General features: G+C 41.1%; 17 protein-coding genes. 15 read left to right on the top strand and 2 right to left on the bottom strand.

The window, feature by feature from the left end; all coding sequences use genetic code 11:
• Nucleotides 1–77 precede the first annotated feature (77 nt).
• The 3 genes from DW904_RS04490 to DW904_RS04480 all read left to right on the top strand — a co-directional run bounded on the left by DW904_RS04490 (nucleotide 78) and on the right by DW904_RS04480 (nucleotide 1,607).
• Entirely contained in the window at nucleotides 78–491 is a 414-nt protein-coding gene (locus tag DW904_RS04490; protein WP_147422293.1) for a hypothetical protein, read from the top strand.
• A 110-nt stretch (nucleotides 492–601) separates the two neighbouring features.
• Nucleotides 602–1,300 carry a MerR family transcriptional regulator gene (locus tag DW904_RS04485; RefSeq protein ID WP_118578262.1) on the top strand — a complete coding sequence of 233 codons (699 nt, stop codon included), beginning with the start codon at nucleotides 602–604 and terminating at the stop codon, nucleotides 1,298–1,300.
• Nucleotides 1,284–1,607, top strand: a complete 324-nt coding sequence (locus DW904_RS04480; protein WP_147422292.1) for a hypothetical protein — start codon at nucleotides 1,284–1,286, stop codon at nucleotides 1,605–1,607. The genes DW904_RS04485 and DW904_RS04480 overlap by 17 nt, the downstream gene beginning before the upstream one ends.
• Before the next feature lie 164 nt (nucleotides 1,608–1,771).
• On the opposite strand, the gene DW904_RS04475 is transcribed toward DW904_RS04480, so the two are convergent.
• Nucleotides 1,772–2,113, bottom strand: coding sequence for a helix-turn-helix transcriptional regulator (locus tag DW904_RS04475; RefSeq protein ID WP_118578260.1), 342 nt, complete (start codon nucleotides 2,111–2,113; stop codon nucleotides 1,772–1,774).
• Nucleotides 2,114–2,365: 252 nt separating this feature from the next.
• Here DW904_RS04475 and DW904_RS04470 point away from each other — a divergent pair, with 252 nt between their 5' ends.
• The 10 genes from DW904_RS04470 to DW904_RS04425 all read left to right on the top strand — a co-directional run bounded on the left by DW904_RS04470 (nucleotide 2,366) and on the right by DW904_RS04425 (nucleotide 13,459).
• Complete coding sequence (locus tag DW904_RS04470) at nucleotides 2,366–3,343, top strand: AAA family ATPase (RefSeq protein ID WP_118578259.1); 978 nt, start codon at nucleotides 2,366–2,368, stop codon at nucleotides 3,341–3,343.
• Between the two features lie 10 nt (nucleotides 3,344–3,353).
• The gene (locus tag DW904_RS04465; RefSeq protein WP_118578258.1) at nucleotides 3,354–5,186 is read left to right on the top strand and encodes a recombinase family protein; all 1,833 of its coding nucleotides are present in this window, start codon (nucleotides 3,354–3,356) and stop codon (nucleotides 5,184–5,186) included.
• The gene (locus tag DW904_RS04460; RefSeq protein WP_118578257.1) at nucleotides 5,179–5,880 is read left to right on the top strand and encodes a hypothetical protein; all 702 of its coding nucleotides are present in this window, start codon (nucleotides 5,179–5,181) and stop codon (nucleotides 5,878–5,880) included. Before DW904_RS04465 ends, DW904_RS04460 begins: the two co-directional genes overlap by 8 nt.
• A 54-nt stretch (nucleotides 5,881–5,934) precedes the next feature.
• Complete coding sequence (locus tag DW904_RS04455; RefSeq protein WP_118578256.1) at nucleotides 5,935–6,417, top strand: hypothetical protein; 483 nt, start codon at nucleotides 5,935–5,937, stop codon at nucleotides 6,415–6,417.
• A 727-nt stretch (nucleotides 6,418–7,144) separates the two neighbouring features.
• Nucleotides 7,145–8,107, top strand: a complete 963-nt coding sequence (locus DW904_RS04450; protein ID WP_118578255.1) for a hypothetical protein — start codon at nucleotides 7,145–7,147, stop codon at nucleotides 8,105–8,107.
• Between the two features lie 228 nt (nucleotides 8,108–8,335).
• Entirely contained in the window at nucleotides 8,336–8,956 is a 621-nt protein-coding gene (locus DW904_RS04445; RefSeq protein ID WP_118578254.1) for a RelA/SpoT domain-containing protein, read from the top strand.
• Nucleotides 8,931–9,158: a DUF6718 family protein gene (locus DW904_RS04440; protein WP_118578253.1), complete on the top strand. Its 228-nt coding sequence runs from the start codon at nucleotides 8,931–8,933 to the stop codon at nucleotides 9,156–9,158. Before DW904_RS04445 ends, DW904_RS04440 begins: the two co-directional genes overlap by 26 nt.
• Before the next feature lie 160 nt (nucleotides 9,159–9,318).
• A complete protein-coding gene (locus DW904_RS04435) occupies nucleotides 9,319–10,455 on the top strand; it encodes an AAA family ATPase (protein WP_118578252.1) in 1,137 nt (378 codons plus the stop codon).
• 94 nt (nucleotides 10,456–10,549) lie between these two features.
• Complete coding sequence (locus tag DW904_RS04430; protein WP_118578251.1) at nucleotides 10,550–11,734, top strand: ATP-binding protein; 1,185 nt, start codon at nucleotides 10,550–10,552, stop codon at nucleotides 11,732–11,734.
• 135 nt (nucleotides 11,735–11,869) lie between these two features.
• Entirely contained in the window at nucleotides 11,870–13,459 is a 1,590-nt protein-coding gene (locus tag DW904_RS04425; RefSeq protein ID WP_118578250.1) for an AAA family ATPase, read from the top strand.
• 87 nt (nucleotides 13,460–13,546) lie between these two features.
• Here the strand turns inward: DW904_RS04425 and DW904_RS04420 are convergent, their stop codons facing one another.
• Nucleotides 13,547–14,977: a hypothetical protein gene (locus tag DW904_RS04420; protein ID WP_118578249.1), complete on the bottom strand. Its 1,431-nt coding sequence runs from the start codon at nucleotides 14,975–14,977 to the stop codon at nucleotides 13,547–13,549.
• Between the two features lie 195 nt (nucleotides 14,978–15,172).
• On the opposite strand from DW904_RS04420, the gene DW904_RS04415 reads away from it, so the two are divergent.
• Together DW904_RS04415 and DW904_RS04410 are read left to right on the top strand one after the other, a co-directional pair.
• Complete coding sequence (locus DW904_RS04415; protein WP_118578248.1) at nucleotides 15,173–16,252, top strand: glycosyltransferase family 2 protein; 1,080 nt, start codon at nucleotides 15,173–15,175, stop codon at nucleotides 16,250–16,252.
• Nucleotides 16,253–16,327: 75 nt separating this feature from the next.
• The coding region (locus tag DW904_RS04410) for a collagen-like protein (protein WP_147422291.1) at nucleotides 16,328–16,730 on the top strand (403 nt) is incomplete at its 3' end.

Below are 16,730 nucleotides of genomic sequence, written 5' to 3'. Positions count from 1 at the left end.
TTATCGTACATATTGCTATGTGCAGAGTTTTGGTATATGGTGAGGATACAGAAATACACATAGCAGGAGTGATTGACATGAAAAAGTTAGCTTGGCTGTCCGTTGAGGATTATGGAACAACAGTGATGGAAATCATTGTGGCAAGTGCAATGAAAGGCTATCTGAGGCGGATGTCAGAGGAAGAAGCCTTGAAAAAGGTGGAGAGTATCATTGAACCAAAGATAATCCAGCTGTTCGGTGAAAGTGGCGCACCGATGCCAGTGCAAAGCCATGTTGATGGGGCAAAGTTTGCTGCGTTCATCGATGAGGCCGTGGCGGATTCGATACGAGAACTGGAAGTGAGGGAAGATGATATGTCCGGAGTCAGTATTGCTGTTTTGCAGAATGTAGAGGGAAAGAGTGTGGTGGAGACAATGAGTCCGGAATTTGTAGGATTCATTGGAGATGCGTATCGAAGCCTGAAATATACAAATCATTTAGAAAAGCCTTGAAATAAAACTGGAATCGAGTATCCTTAAAATTAGAAAAAATGATATTTAGGGCTTGACGGGGACAAAGTCCCTATGTGCTATACTCGGTTTCAGAAAGGAGGTCGAATGTTATGAGACCAAAAGAAATACAAGAAAAATTAGGCATTGATGCAGAGCGCATAAAACTCTTTAAGCGTGAGGGCATCTTCAAACCAGAACATCCGCCGGTGGGAAACAAGGCAACGGATTATACGGAAGCAGATTTCAAAAACCTGCAGAGGATTGTTGTCCTTACAAAATCTGGCTTAACCTGTGGAGATATAAAAAAACTTCAAGCAGGAGAAATTGATCTTGAACAGGCAATCCGTGAACGGAAACAGTATATCAATGATGAACTTGAACGAAAGAGGAATGCCTTAAAAATGCTGGATAACCTTCTGGATGACAGCGCAGAATTTGAAACTTTCCAGACGCAGCATTATTGGGACATCATCAGCGAAAAAGAAGCGGCAGGCGAGGAATTTATCGATATCGAGGATATGTATGGATATCGACCGGTTTCTCTGGAAAGAGCAGTCAAATGTCCTCATTGCGGTCATGAAGAAAATGTTGACCTTGAGGACTTCATGTATGATGAAAGCTCTTACGAAAAAGAAAATGGTATGGGACCGGATCTTGTGTACAGCTTTAATTCTGAAGATTGCTATGAATGTCCAGAATGTGGCCACACATTAAAAATCGAAGGCTGGATTCGAGAATACCCAATGGGAGCGTATGATTCGGAAGATATAAAAGTAGAGGATTGTGGGGGTGATGAAGATGACGAGTGAGGAAAGAGAACTGCTGAAAAGAATGGATGCCGGAGAACTGGACGGCATGGTCGGGGACATGTTTCAGACAGATGGTGGTTCAACTGTCTGGACGATAATTAAAAATGGGATTCCAGTCAGATTTAAGCAGGGACCCGGAGGTAAGTTTTTTAACGGAAAAGAAAATGAACGATACGAGGGAGTTCTTCATACACTTGCAAAATGGATGACTGATGAAGAGCGATTGGATTTTTTGAGAAAATTTGGATGGCTTATCCACGATGCAGCAGTAAATGCTTATAGCGCAAAGTTTAAGCCGAAAAAGTAAGTAAATGACTGCCCGCTGGCGCACTGTGTAGAATCCTACATGGAACGCTGGCGGGCTTCTTTTTTACTCCTGCCCGCATGAACCACAGACAGCACCCCGGAGTGAGCCGAAGTGCAGCTGTGGCTTATGCGGGCCTTTTGTTATGTGGTCAATGAGTTACAAAATCAGATTCCTAAACCATACAAAATTGCTTTCAGTTCCTTTACGGTGCGGGTAAGAATTTCCTGTTCCGTTGTATTGCAGTCTAAAAGCAGACGGTGAATCTCAGAATCTGCAGTAGATGCCGAGTGCGTCAGACTGTCTACGAGAAGGTCATCTGCAGATACATTCAGTGCATTTGCGATATCAACCAGGGTATCCAGGCTGGGACGGTTGATAGCAGTTTCGATAACACTGATGTGTTTACGGGTCATGTTAAGTTGTTCACCGAGCGCCTCCTGTGTGATACCAATTTGTTTGCGGGCATTTGAAATACGCTTGCCCAAGGCTTCATAGTCAATAGCCATGTGTTCCTCCTTATGTTTTCCCGCATAAGGCTGGTACGATTATCCCGCAGAGAAAAATACATAGCAACTGAATATGAGAGATTTTTAAGACCGCAAAATGCCACACCCCTATCTGCTGTGTGGTCTAAGGCCATTTTGCTACCTACTATGTAGCAAAACATGGAACGTGCTACATGATAGGTAGCAGTCAAAATGTCATGCAGCTCTTATAATATAAATGTAGGAAAAGACTGCAAATGAAAGGTAAAGGGAATGACAGGCAAAGAGGAAACAGGAATTTTCACATTATATAGTGATGTAGAAGCAACAGCTGTTCGCTGGCTGTGGTATCCGTTCATTGCAGTCGGGAAGATCACATTGCTGCAAGGCGACCCCGGCGACGGAAAGTCTACCATGATGATGAATCTGATTGCAGAATTATCAAAGGGTGGAACTATGCCGGATGGAAAGTCTATTGGAATGCCCCAGAAAGTTATTTACCAGTGTTCGGAAGATGATGCTTCAGACACCATCAAGCCGAGATTGGAAACGTGTGGAGCAGATTGTAGGAATGTAGCTTTTATAAATGAAGAAATGAACAGTGGCTTGACGCTGGATGATGAACGTATCAGAAAGGCGATTATACAATTTCGTCCAAGGTTGGTGGTCATTGACCCGATACAGGCATATCTGGGGAGTGATTCTGACCTTCAGATTGCAGGCAGGGCGAGAAAGCTGATGCAGCGTCTTGGAATGTGGGCATCTGCGTATGACTGTGCAGTTGTATTGATTGGTCACCTCAACAAGAAAGAGGGGACAAAAGATCTGTACCGGAGCATTGGTAGTGTGGATGTTGTGGCAGCAGCCAGAAGTGTTCTGCAAATGGAGCATGATCCGGAAAACAAAGACATTCGCATTGTGCGACAGATCAAGAACAATCTGGCCCCATCTGATGGAGAGATTCGTTTCTCAATAACGGCCGAGGAGGGTTTTCGATGGCTGGAGTGTAAGATCCCAACTGACTCGGAAGCAGAGTCAGAGCCTCCGAAGTTTGAATCAAAGTCTGAGAAAGCAGCATACCTGATAAAAAAACTGCTTTCCGAAGGCGATATGAGAGCAAGAGAAATCTATATGCGGATAAGTGACGAAGGCATCAGTCGCAGGACAGCAGAAAATACGAAAAAAGAACTCGGCATCCGAAGTTATCGGAAGATGCGCCAATGGTTTTGGAGCATAAAGCCGGAAGAATGAGAGGAAGTACATGGGAAACAGTGGAACAGAGTCGGTAGACCGCAAGCAGAAAATCAGAGACAGATATAAGGGCGTGGATGCTTCTGAATTGGAGGTCATCCCGGCAAAGGCAGTGGAGGGGCTTGGAGAAAGTACCTCTATTCGGCGTGTTGCGGCTTATGTCCGTGTTTCCACTGACAACGACGAGCAGACTTCATCCTATGAACTTCAGAAAAATTACTATACTGAGTACATAAAGGCACAGCCGGGATGGGAGTTCGTTGGAATTTACGATGATGAGGGCATCAGCGGAACTTCGCTGGAGCATCGCAAAGGAATGCAGCAGTTGATTGAAGACTGTAAGGCGGGAAAGATAGACTTGGTTCTTACAAAGTCCATCGCCCGTTTTGCCCGAAACATTGTGGACTGCCTTTCGGTCATTGAAACGCTGAAAAATCTTGACCCGCCCGTGGGTGTGAAATTTGAGGCCGACAATATTTATACACTGGACAGCAATGGCCGTATGATTCTGACCATTCTGGCATCTGTGGCTGAAGAGGAATCTCATTCCAAGTCGATTATTATGAACTGGTCTATTGACCGGCGGTTCAGCCGAGGTCTGTTTTTGACGCCGGCATTGTTGGGATATGATCAGGACGAGGATGGAAATCTTGTGGTAAATGAAAGTGAGGCACAGACGGTTAGAGTCATTTATTACCTGTATCTGAATGGCTTTTCCTTTACCGAGATTGCAGAGCTTCTGACCGAGTATGGGCGTAAAACCAAGCTGGGAAATACCGAATGGAATCCGGGTACGATAGCTGGCGTCATTGCAAATGAACGCCACTGTGGGGATGTGCTGGCAAGAAAGACTTTCACGCCGAACTTTCTTACACATAAGTCAAAGAAAAATAACAATGACCGGACGCAGTATCGACAGAGGGACCACCATGAGGCGATTGTGTCCAGAGAGGTTTATAATGCAGCCAATCATCTGAGGGCATCCCGCAACTATACAAGGAAGAATAGGCCGTTGCCGGTTCTGAGTGTGGTGGATGATGGTATTCTTCGAGGATATGTACCTTTCGACAAGGACTGGACTGGCTTTTCGGCTGAAGAATATCGGGAGGCTTCTGAAAGCGTAATGCAGGAGGAATCGGATAACACCACAGAGGTTATGGATCGGCTGGATCTGTCCGGCTATGAAGTAGTACGGGCTCAGTATTTTTCTACACTACAGAACCCGGCGATGACAATCTCCAATGGTAAGCTGCGGTTCAATACCTCCTGTCTGAAAAAGTTTGAAGATGTGGAGTATGTGGAACTGCTTCTGAACTCGGTTGACCGTTGTGTTGCGATTCGGCCATGCGAAAAGGGCAATCCGAATGCTGTTCACTGGGGAAGGCTGAAAGAGGGTCGCTGGTGTGCAAGCACACTGGGCTGCCGTGGCCTGGCTAAGACACTTTTCGACATTATGGAATGGGAAGAGGGTTTGAAGTATCGTTTCCGGGGGCAGTTTGTGGAACAAGGGGACAATAAGCTGATGCTTTTTGAACTGGATGAGCCGGAGATGATCAAAATAGAGGAAATCGTTCTGCCACCGAAAGAAGAGGAAGCCGAGGGCAAAACGGTCAAACAGACGATTTACATTTTTCCACCTGAATGGGCGGGAACTTTTGGACAGCCAATCACAAGTATTGCACAGGTTGGCATTTTGCAGCAGGAGCATTATGCAGGAAATTGGGATGTACTCCGGCCGGCAGCAGAAATTAAAGAAATGAATACATTTACCGCAGATGGTCTGAACGCATTGCTCCATGAGGCGGAAGAAATAATGGAAGGATGGACCGACACGAATGAATGAGGAACACACAAGCATTGCCCCATCAGCGGAGCAGGCAGAAAATGAAAGAGATGCACGAGCGGAGGAATTACAGAGTACCTTTTCGTATGATGGATATCAAGTTGTGCGAAAGGAGTTATTTGCACATCTTCGTGATCCTGCAATCGTGATTCGTAAGGATAGTATCACATTCAACACAGCCTGCATTACAGGTCTGGAGGATGTGGTTTATGTACACGTCATGTTCAATAACGATTTGAAGCGCATTGTTGTGCGTGGCTGTGATGAAAACGACAAGGATGCTCTGCGCTGGTGCATTGCAAAGCCGGATAAGCGTAAGAGCAGGAAGATGAGTTGCAAGCCCTTTGCGGAACTGGTCTATAAAGAAATGGACTGGGATAGTGAATGCAGATATAAGGTGTTGGGGTATAGAATTACCTTCGAAGGAGAAACTCTGTACGTCTTTGATCTGCTCGTGCCAGAAATCTTCCATGAGCGGCAAAGTGGAAAGAAAGAAACTGTAGCAGAACAGCCAACAGGCCAGGAGACTAAGCCTGTGGATACTCGGAAGGGATTTTACCCGGATGATATTGCAGGTACTTTTGGCGTGCCTGTAGAAGAACACCTAAGAGAATCAGAAGTCCGACAGATGGATGGTTATGTATCAATGGGAGTTTTGACAGGAAGGACAGTCCCCGATACCGGGCTTGATTAAAAATGATTTTATAATACCAAGGGGGAAGTGCGCCCTTTTTTGGAGGTGAGAAGATTGCAGGAAAAAGAACAGAAATGGTACTCCGGGATGCTGGGAGTGACATTTAATGCGGAGGAAGGACGGATCACCATCTTTCGCAGCACGCTAGAGGCACTTGGATGGCCGACACATTACCGATTTTTGTACAACCGGAAGATGGGGCAGATTGCAGTACAGGCATGTAAGGCAGAGGATGCGGGAGCGCATCGGGTGACAAGGCTGAATGAAACAAACAGCTGTGAGATTAAGTGCGTGGCTTTTTCCAGAATGATCTATCGAGATGCGCATTGGAATATGAAGAGATCATACCGTTTGGCCGGAAAGTCATTCCTGGAACAGAACCTTGTGAGTTTTCCAATTTCAGATGCGATTCCGATAGAAAACGGAAAAATGCTAGACGAGGCTGTAAGCCCCACAGTTGCCCCACATCGGGCAGAAGCCATCCCATCGCAAAACAATCCCAGTTCGGCAGTAAAAGCCGACAGAGGGGCTGTCTGAGGGGCGTGTGGGCAAGGCAGCAGAGAGACGGGAATTAAGCTGCCAGCTTGGTTAGAATCCAACTTGCTACGGGCTTCGCAGCCAGCAGGAAGGGAAACGCCGGGGCAGGAGAATAAGTGATTTTTCTCACTTATCTCAATAAAAAAGTGATTATAATCACTTGTATAGAAATGGTAAATAAGTGAGTTTTTCTGTCACCCCATGATAATTACATAAAACGAAATAAGTGAATATAATCACTTATGAACCCAGAAAAGTGAATAAAATCACTTATAAGCGAAAAAGTGAGCTTTTTGAAAATTGAATAGAAAAATGAATCTCTTGGAGCTACTGATCTGATGGTCGGTGGCTCTTTTCTTTTTGCCTAAAAATGAACGGAAAAATCGAAAATGTACCTACATAAGACGAAAAATGGACATTATACTCCACCCTGTTGCTATTTTTCCGGCGAATTAAAGGTGGTGGAATGTCTACCTCAAACTTTCAGTGGCGGCTTGATGGTCTACGGTGGCGTATAAAACTCATGCAAAATACGCCTACTGCGAGTCTGTTTTATTGCAGGGCAAGAGATGGACATGATACCTTCATTTTTCCGAAGAATTAGAGGTGGAGGTTGAAAGTGTTGAAAAGCCCAAAATCTATCCGAGAGTTGCTGATATGGTTAGCAAAGCAAAGGATTATATAGAAAAAATAGAAAGGGAAAAATAAATTTTTAGGTAAGATTATTATGGATAATATTTTAAGACTTGCAAAAAATTATTCAAAAGACGATCACTTAACGCTTCTCCCATGTGGTGACAATAATATATTGGATAATTTTAATTTTCTCTATGATGAAAATTGGGAAAATCAAAGTTCATCTTATCCATATGAAATACTTACATATTTGTTTGACAGTTATTATGTTTTGCCACAGAGACCAGATTTAGCAGCGTTATTCTGTTGGCAGGCAATTAATCATTCATATTATGTTCAACAATTGGGTGATGGTAATGTGGGATTTTGTCAAGATACAAAGGGAATAGAGTTTGTTCGGGATGCAATTTTAACAGACTGGAATAATAAATATAAAGTAATTTTAGAGCCATTTTTGAAAAGGTTGCCAAACAAAACATTTCATTACGTAGCATCATATATGCTTAAAGGGTTTGCAATGGAAAAAAATGGAATTGCAGAAAAGTACAGGGCTTCCTCTTATAAAATGCTAAAAAGAAAAATACAAGTGCTATCGGACATATTAGATAACGCTTACGGTAAGTCATATTGTCGAATTTCCAATCCGGTATTTGCTGGAGATAGAGTAAGTCTTGGAATTTCCAATGCGAATAAAGAAAAAAGCCGAACAATAACTCACAGTTTTGGAACACAGTTGAAAGCACTCATGATAGGAGAAGAAACTGAGATTACATTCTGCGATACGAATAGAACAAAGAAAAAATATAAATTTACAGATGAAGAAAGATTGTCGTTGGTTTTGTTTGGTATTCTTTATGCGTCTCGATGTAACAATTTTCATGGAAATGTTGCGGCTCGAATGAACAGCATCAATGCAAATAGAGATACCTTTAAAATGTATACAGATATGTTTTTGACAGAGTATATCATTTTAGCAATTCACATGAACAGTCAAGGAAAACTGTCAGATGTGGCACTGGATAAAGTTAAGAAAAATGTAAACTTAATGATATAGTGAGAATATGTTGTGTTTATTATTCCACTATTTATATTAAAATACATATCTGAGAAAATACGTAACTACTCGGTTATCCAACTTCTTTTGCTATATTGGTGTTAGGATGTTTTTACCTGAAGATTTGGAGTTGAATTTATACTTGAGTGAACAATTTTTTTATGATATTATATAGCATAAACAATATAGAATTGATAAAATTTAGTTGTTCTGAGAAAGTGGTGGGAGATGGATAATAACATTTTGGAATTGAATGGTCTTTCTATAGAAATATTAGAACAACTTTCTTATGAATCTAAATTGGGTATTTCGTTGAAGAAAAATTTGCATTATTTTGCTAAAGGGGATTTAATAAAAGAATTGGTGGATATGGCAGAATGGTATGATGGGCAAATAATATTGGAAGATGTGGCTTTAGATTATCGGATAAAAAGTTTTGAATCCATTGTGAGTAAATATGAACGGTATTATCCAGACGCACAAACTCGGAAAGTGTTCAATGACATATTAGGATTTCGGGCATTTTGTGATTCCTATGATGCTGTTTTGAAGTTGAGTAGAGAAAAATTTAGAATTGCAGATATGTCTAACGGAAAGGCGCACGATGATGGATATAGAGGCGTACATGTTTACTTTCAAAGAAAAAGTACATGTTATCCAATCGAAATTCAGTTTAATACTTTATATGATAGACAATTAAATAACTGGCTTCATGATTATCTATATAAAAAATCTTATCCTGATGAAGTTGGAAAAACTTTGCGAAAAATGTATGAAGCAGGAGAAATTCGAAATGAAAATCAATTTGAGGAGGCATTAAAAAATGTGCTATCTAATTGCCAAAAATAAGAATGTACATGGCTGCATTGCATTAAAGACTCGACATGGAAGTCATTTGGTTGAAATGAAAAGAAGAATGAATCAGCAAGTGGCTTCGAGAGGAGTTCAGTTGGTAACAATTAGTCGTCCTACTGCATATGGGGAGTATGCTCCATATACGTTTATAGAGGATGAAACGGAATTTGAAAAACTGGTTCAAAAGATGGGATAAATATAGGTAAAGCTTGCACCTCAGCTTGTGCGAATAATACTAATGTAAGAATTCATAAACACGCATAAAATTATTGAGACCAAAAAGTTTTCATGATATCATTATTGGTAGAAAATAGTGATACTGTGGAAGCTTTTTTTGTATAGGGAGTGTGTGATAGATGGGAAGATTTGTGAATCCGGACAACAGTGCTTTTCAGGCTGCTTTGAATTCCAGAATTTATGTGGATAAAACTGGTATGATCGAATATATGAATCGCGTTCTGGAGACTACAGATGCGTATATTTGCAACAGCCGCCCCAGGAGATTTGGGAAATCCTATGCGGCGAATATGCTTGCAGCATATTACAGCAAAGGTGCAGATTCTGAGATGATGTTTTCCGACCTTTCAATTGGAAAAACACAGGATTTCAAAAAGTATCTTAACAAATATGATGTAATTCATATTGATGTTCAGTGGTTTCTGGCAAATTGTGAAGATAAGAACAAAGTGGTACAGTTTATTACAAAAAGCGTACTGGACGAGTTGCGCGAAATTTATCCAGAGTGTTTGGTTCTCCAAGACGGTTCTTTGTCTGATGCGCTTTCAAGAGTTAAAAATCAAACAGGACAGAAATTTGTCATTATTATTGATGAATGGGATGTTTTGATTCGAGATGAAGCGCAGAATCAGGCTGTACAGGAAAATTATATTAATTTCCTGAGGGGACTGTTTAAAGGTACTGAGCCAACTAAATATATTGCTCTCGCATATCTGACAGGTATCCTTCCAATCAAAAAAATGAAAACCCAGTCAGCACTAAATAATTTTGATGAGTTTACTATGCTTAGTGCAGGCAATATGGCGCCTTATGTCGGTTTCACAGAAAGTGAAGTGAAGATGCTTGCAAAAAAATATCATCAGAATTACGAAAAGGTCAAAAGGTGGTATGATGGTTATCTCCTAAATGAGCATCAAATATATAATCCACGGGCGGTTGTGGGAGTTATGCTAAATGGCGAATTTAAGAGCTACTGGTCAGAGACTGCTTCTTACGAGACAATCGTGTCGTTGATCAATATGGGTTTTGATGGCTTGAAGTCTGCTGTTATCGAAATGTTATCAGGCGATGAAGTGAAAGTGAATACGGCAACTTTTAAAAATGATACGGTAAATATACAGAACCGCGATGAGGTTCTTACGTATATGATCCATCTTGGCTATCTGGGATACGATCAGAATCGAAGGTCTGCATTTGTTCCTAATGAAGAAATTCGGCAGGAACTTACGCTTGCTGTAAGGGAAATTGTGGTATAAAAAGTTATAGGTACTTATAGGAAAAATATCACGGAACTGTATTGCTTATTGCTACGTATTGCGGTAATATAAGTTTATAAGCGGAGGTGATTGTATGTTTAAAGTAAATCCATATAGACCAGGTGCTGGTTTAATGCCAGTATATATTGCTGGACGAGATGAAGACATTCAGAACGTAAGTCAAATGTTTGATGCGTTAACTATGGATATACCTACTCAATCAATTATTTTTAGTGGTTTGCGCGGCGTTGGAAAAACTGTTTTAATAAATAAGCTGCAAAGTATTGCAGAAGAAAAAGGTATTTTTTGTAAGCATATTGAAATTGAGGAGAGAAATGACTTTATTTCACAGATTGCTGAATGTTCTCAGGCATTTTTAAGAACAGTAAGTGCAAAAGAAAAATTTAAACATTTAATACAGAAGCCATTAGAGGCAATAAAGTCCTTAGTTGTTTCTTTTAACCCAGAAGATAATTCATTTTCTTTATCAATGCAGGATAGGGAATTGTATGTGTCAAATAATTTAACGCAAACACTTACTGAAGTATTTTCAACAATCGGAGAAACCGCACAAAAAACGGAAACGCCAATTTGTTTCTTTATAGATGAAATTCAGTATATGAAGCAAAACCAGCTAGGATCTTTGATCGCTGCATTGCATAGAGCAAATCAGTTAGGTTATCCAATTATGATTATAGGTGCAGGATTGCCTAAAATATATAAAATGCTTTCTGATGAAAAATCTTATTCCGAAAGATTGTTTATGTATAAAAAAATCGATTCATTGACGGATGAGCAATCAGAAAAAGCAATTGAAGAGCCAGCAAAAAAATTCAATATAATATATGCACATGAAGCCACAAACAAAATAGTAGAAATTACAAAAGGGTATCCTTTTTTTATTCAACAGTTATGCAAAATTGTGTACGATAAAACAAATAAAGATGTCATAGAATTGTCTGATGTAGAAAATTGTATAGATGAATTTTTATCATCTCTGGACGAAAGATTCTTTAAATCAAGATATGAAAGATGTGCAGAAAGTGATAAAAAATTTATTTTTGCAATGGTAGAATGTGGTGAATTACCATGTACGATATCAAATGTTGCACACAATCTTAATAAAACAGTTGGATCTATTTCAACAACAAGAGCACAGTTAATTAGCAAGGGAATTATATATCCTGTAAGATATAAAGAACTTGATTTTACGGTTCCAGAATTTTCAGGATATATACAAAGACTGGAAGAATATAAACAGTGGTGTATATCAAAGTAGAATCAAACAGTAACTCTCTGTGAGCTTTCAGAAAACATCCCAATAAAATTATTGAGCACCAAAAGTTTTCATGATATCATTATTGGTAGAAAATAGTGATACTGTGGAAGCTTTTTTATATAGGGAGTGTGTGTGATGGGAATATTAGTGAATCCAGATAATTTCGCTTTTCAGGTAGCATTGAATTCCGAGATATATGTTGATAAAAGCGGACTTATTAAGTATACGAATAAAGTTTTGAATACATTGCAGGCCTATATTTGCAATAGCCGTCCGAGAAGGTTTGGAAAATCTATTACAGCGAATATGCTTACAGCTTATTACAGCAGAGGCTGTAATTCAGAAGAAATGTTCGCCGGATTGGAAATTAGTAAAAGTGCAGATTTTAAGAAGCACTTGAACCAATATGATGTAATACATCTTGATATCCAATGGTGTATAGAGCCAGCTGGTGGACCTGAACGGGTGGTTTCTTATATTTCGGAAAAGACGATTGCGGAGCTTGCGGAATACTATCCAGGTGTATTGAAAGAGAAGACGGAATCTTTGCCAGAAGTGTTGTCTCGTATTAATGGTGCAACTGGAAAAAAATTTATTGTCATCATTGATGAATGGGATGTCCTTATTCGTGACAAGGACGTTAATAAAAGGGTACAAGAAGAGTATATTAATTTTCTCAGGGCAATGTTCAAAGGAACAGAACCAACAAAATATATTCAACTTGCATATCTTACTGGTATTCTTCCAATTAAAAAGGAAAAAACTCAGTCGGCATTAAATAATTTTGATGAGTTTACAATGCTGAGCGCAAGTAATCTGGCTCCGTATATTGGTTTTACAGAAGCTGAAGTGAAAAAGCTGTCAGAAAAATATCAGCAGGACTTTGCTGAAGTGAAGCGATGGTACGATGGCTATCTTCTGAAGGATTACCAGGTTTATAATCCCAGAGCAGTTGTCAGCGTAATGCTAAGGGGGGAATACAGGAGTTACTGGTCAGAAACAGCATCCTATGATGTGATTGTGCCGTTGATTAACATGAACTATGATGGGCTGAAAACAGCTGTTATTGAGATGCTTTCCGGAGCCGAAGTCAAGGTGAATGTGGCAGCTTTTCAAAATGATACGGAAGATATTAAAAGTAAAGATGATGTATTGACTTATATGATCCATTTAGGATACCTTGGTTATAATGAGAACAGGAAGACTGCTTTTGTACCAAATGAGGAGATACGACAGGAGCTGACGACTGCTGTTGAGAGTAAAAAGTGGAATGAAATGCTGATATTGCAGCTGAATTCGGAAAATCTGCTGGATGCTACATTGGATATGGATGGTGAGGCGGTTGCAGAAGAGATTGAAAAAATCCATAACGAGCATGTGTCAGTAATTCAGTATAATAATGAGAATTCCTTGAGCAGTGTGCTTACAATTGCCTACTTAAGCGCAATGCAATACTATTTTAAGCCAATCCGTGAATTTCCTACAGGACGGGGATTTGCTGACTTTGTATTTATCCCAAAGCCAGAGTACAAAAATGATTATCCGGCATTGCTGGTGGAATTGAAGTGGAACCAGAATGCGCAGACTGCATTAACACAAATTAAGACAAAAAAGTATCCTTCTTCGATTTTGAATTATACAGGCGATATTCTTCTTGTTGGAATCAATTATGATAAAAAAAGTAAGGAACACCAGTGCCTGATTGAGAAGTACGAAAAAGATTGATTTTGCCAGAACAGTGCCGAATGAAAATAACTTAAAAGGGCAGGTGTGGATGTTCTCCACAACCTGCCCTTTCGTGAGGGGAATGTATCAGAAACCTGTAAGTCGGAATACCATTAATTCGCTTGCAGAGTCGTCGTCACGGTCCTGTGTCATAAGAACCATCACAGAACCATCCTCTGCAACTTTCATATCTTCAATCCAGGGGTATCTGGTTCCAAACATATCGTAGCAGTCTACTTCGGCGAGGAGAGTTCCGTCCTTTGACCAGAAGTAGAATTCTCGCATATTTCCATCTGCTGCAATATAGCCATTCGCTGTCTCCGCTATTCCCGTGAGACTTCCGAAATAAGCAGGATCCTCGTGCTGGTCACCGCCAAGAAGCAGCTGCTGGTTGCCCTCCAGATCATAAACTGCTATTTTCGATGGGGTGTCATCTCCTGCAAGACGTCCGTATACCATAATATGATCATTGCTGATCTCAACTAGGCTGACAAATTTAAAAATACCGGTTCGTGCCTCGTCATCATTCATGGAGGTTAAGATCCAGGGCTCTGTAAGCACGCTGCCGTCCTGGAAGGTTACTTTTTCCGTGTCATAGCCAAGGTAGCTGGTAATGCCCCAGGCACCGGATGGGTGCACAGACAGGTAACCGCTTGTGCCGGTCTCCAATATGGTCTGCCCGTCTTTCATAACGATTCCTTTTCCACCGTTACGGGAAATATAAAGTTTTCCGTCCGTGTCTGTAAAAAGATCCATTCCCGGCTCATCCATTGTGTCAGAAGAAAGAAGATTCAGAGTGCTTCCAGTATATTCATAAGTTTCCAGAGTATTATTCAGCTGATGATACATCCGGTCTCCAGATATTGCAAACTGGTGACGCATGATTTCAAATCCGTTCTGGGAAACACTAAATGGAATATACTCCGGAGTGACGGTATAATCTCCAACAGCTATACTCTGCGGAGCCGGTGTGAATGGAGTTCCATCCCAGGGGTAAGGTGCTTCTACATTGCCGGTGTCCTCTAATTTCAGTTCCAGATTGTTAAAAACGTTTCTGACAGAATCATTTTCTTCTCCGGAAATGATAACTTTGTAGGTCACACCGGATGGCTCGTGACGATAAATGTAGTAAATTCTGTCAAAATTGTCTGTGGTTCGTATATAATCCACATCGCCAATGGTTGTTTTTTCAATAGTGCCGTCTGCATAGTCATGAAGATCGATATCGGAGGTTTGCAGATATTTGCGGAAAGAGTAGCTTGATTCTTCATTTGCTTTAATGGTGAAATCATTTTGTGAGCTATCCTTGTCTGCACCTTCGAATACGCTGACAGAGCAGGTGTATTCATAATCGCTGATATCATTCGGATCATAGCTCCAGTCATCCGGAAGGTTAAGCTTGAACAGGGTTACGTCAATGGTGTTGCCACTTTCTCCATGAACGGTGAGAGCGCTACTGGCAGTCAGAAGCACAAGTCCGGTCACAAGAGGTAGTATTTTCCATATTTTTTTTCTCATATTCAGCACCTCTTTTCTATGTGGAATGTTTTGTATTTTTATTTTCCCAGATTTTGGAGACGTTGTCACTGACACAAATGACAGGTAATCCGTAAGGAAAGCGTTATTGCTGGAAAAAATGCGGATATCCGGAAGCGGCAAATGGGAATAAAAGTAATTTGTCCTGCATAGGCTATTGAAAAAAGGATATTTGGCATGATATCAATTGGCCTGTGTATGATCGTAAAAAATGAGGAGGCTGTACTTCGCAGAATCCTCATGCCGATGAGCAAGCTTGTGGACAAAATCTATATTTGCGATACCGGATCGGTGGATAAAACGAAGGAGATTGCCAGGGAGTTTACCGATGAGGTTTATGATTTTTTGTGGAAAGATGATTTCTCTGCTGCCCGCAATTTTATTACGGAAAAAGCAGATACGGATTATTGGATGTGGCTGGATGCAGATGATGTCATTACGCCGGAAAATCAGGAGAAGCTGCTCAGGTTGAAAGAGAGCATGGATTCAGATACGGATGTGGTTATGATGGATTATGCAGTGGGATTTGATGAATGGGAGCATGTTACGTTTTCTTATTACAGAGAGCGTATTATGAAGACTTCCCGGAATTTCAGATGGCAGGGGCGCGTCCATGAAACGGTTGTTCCGGCGGGGAATATTTCATATTCGGATGTGGTGATTGAGCATCGGAAAATAAAGGCTGGAGAGTCTTTTCGCAATCTGCATATATATGAGCAGATGATTGATGCCGGTGAAAAAATGGAACCGAGACATTTCTTTTATTATGGGCGGGAGCTTTTTTATCATAAGCAATATGAGTATGCAATTTTAATTTTAAAAAAATTTCTGGAAGAACCAGATGGCTGGATAGAGAATAAACTGAACAGCTGTCTGGTTCTTTCCTGCTGTTATCAGGCAATGGGAGAGAATGCAGCTGCTTTTGATATACTTTTTTACAGCTTTACGATGGATGTTCCGAGAGCGGAGATCTGTTGTGAGATAGGAAGATTGTTTATGGAAAAAAGGGAGTATGTGACGGCAGCATATTGGTATCAGCAGGCTCTTCTTGCGCCACGGAAAAAGAAAAACGGCGGTTTTTATATTGCAGACAGTCATGATTTTATACCTGCGATACAAATGTGTGTATGTCTGGATAAAGCGGGAAGGCACAGGGAGGCGTTTGAATTTCATAAAAAAGCAAGAGTATTGAAGCCTCTGCATCAGGCAGTTATTGGAAATGAGAAGTATTTCAGGGATGTTTGGGGTATGGAGTGAGAGGGAAAATTCACCTGTATTGTTAGTATTTCATATATTGATAGTGAATATCTAAGCTGTTATGGGAGAATGTGTATGTTTTTTGATCGTCATAATCAGAAAAATTCTTCTGAAAAGGAAGCTTCTGGTGATATCACCTGTACATCCTGTTTTGGAAACAATAATCGCTGCGGCTGCGATTGCAGTTGTTCGGGACAGGGAGCCACAGGGCCTCGTGGTGCAACCGGTCCTATGGGACCTATTGGTCCAAGAGGGTGTCCCGGTGTGACTGGTCCTATGGGACCAAGAGGATGCCAGGGAGCAGTAGGCCCTGCAGGTCCTATGGGCCCGCAGGGAGAGCCGGGCATGCCAGGCGTTATGGGGCCTGCCGGAGAAGCCGGCCCCGCCGGAGCGACAGGCTCAACAGGCCCAACCGGCCCAGCCGGAGCGATAGGCTCAACAGGCCCAACCGGCCCAGCCGGAGCGACAGGCTCAACCG

The sequence above is a fragment of the Ruminococcus sp. AM42-11 genome, assembly GCF_003480145.1.
GTDB lineage: Bacteria > Bacillota > Clostridia > Lachnospirales > Lachnospiraceae > Blautia_A > Blautia_A faecis.
The sequence above is the reverse complement of the archived record's forward strand: the minus strand, read 5'-3'. Positions and strand labels throughout refer to the sequence as shown.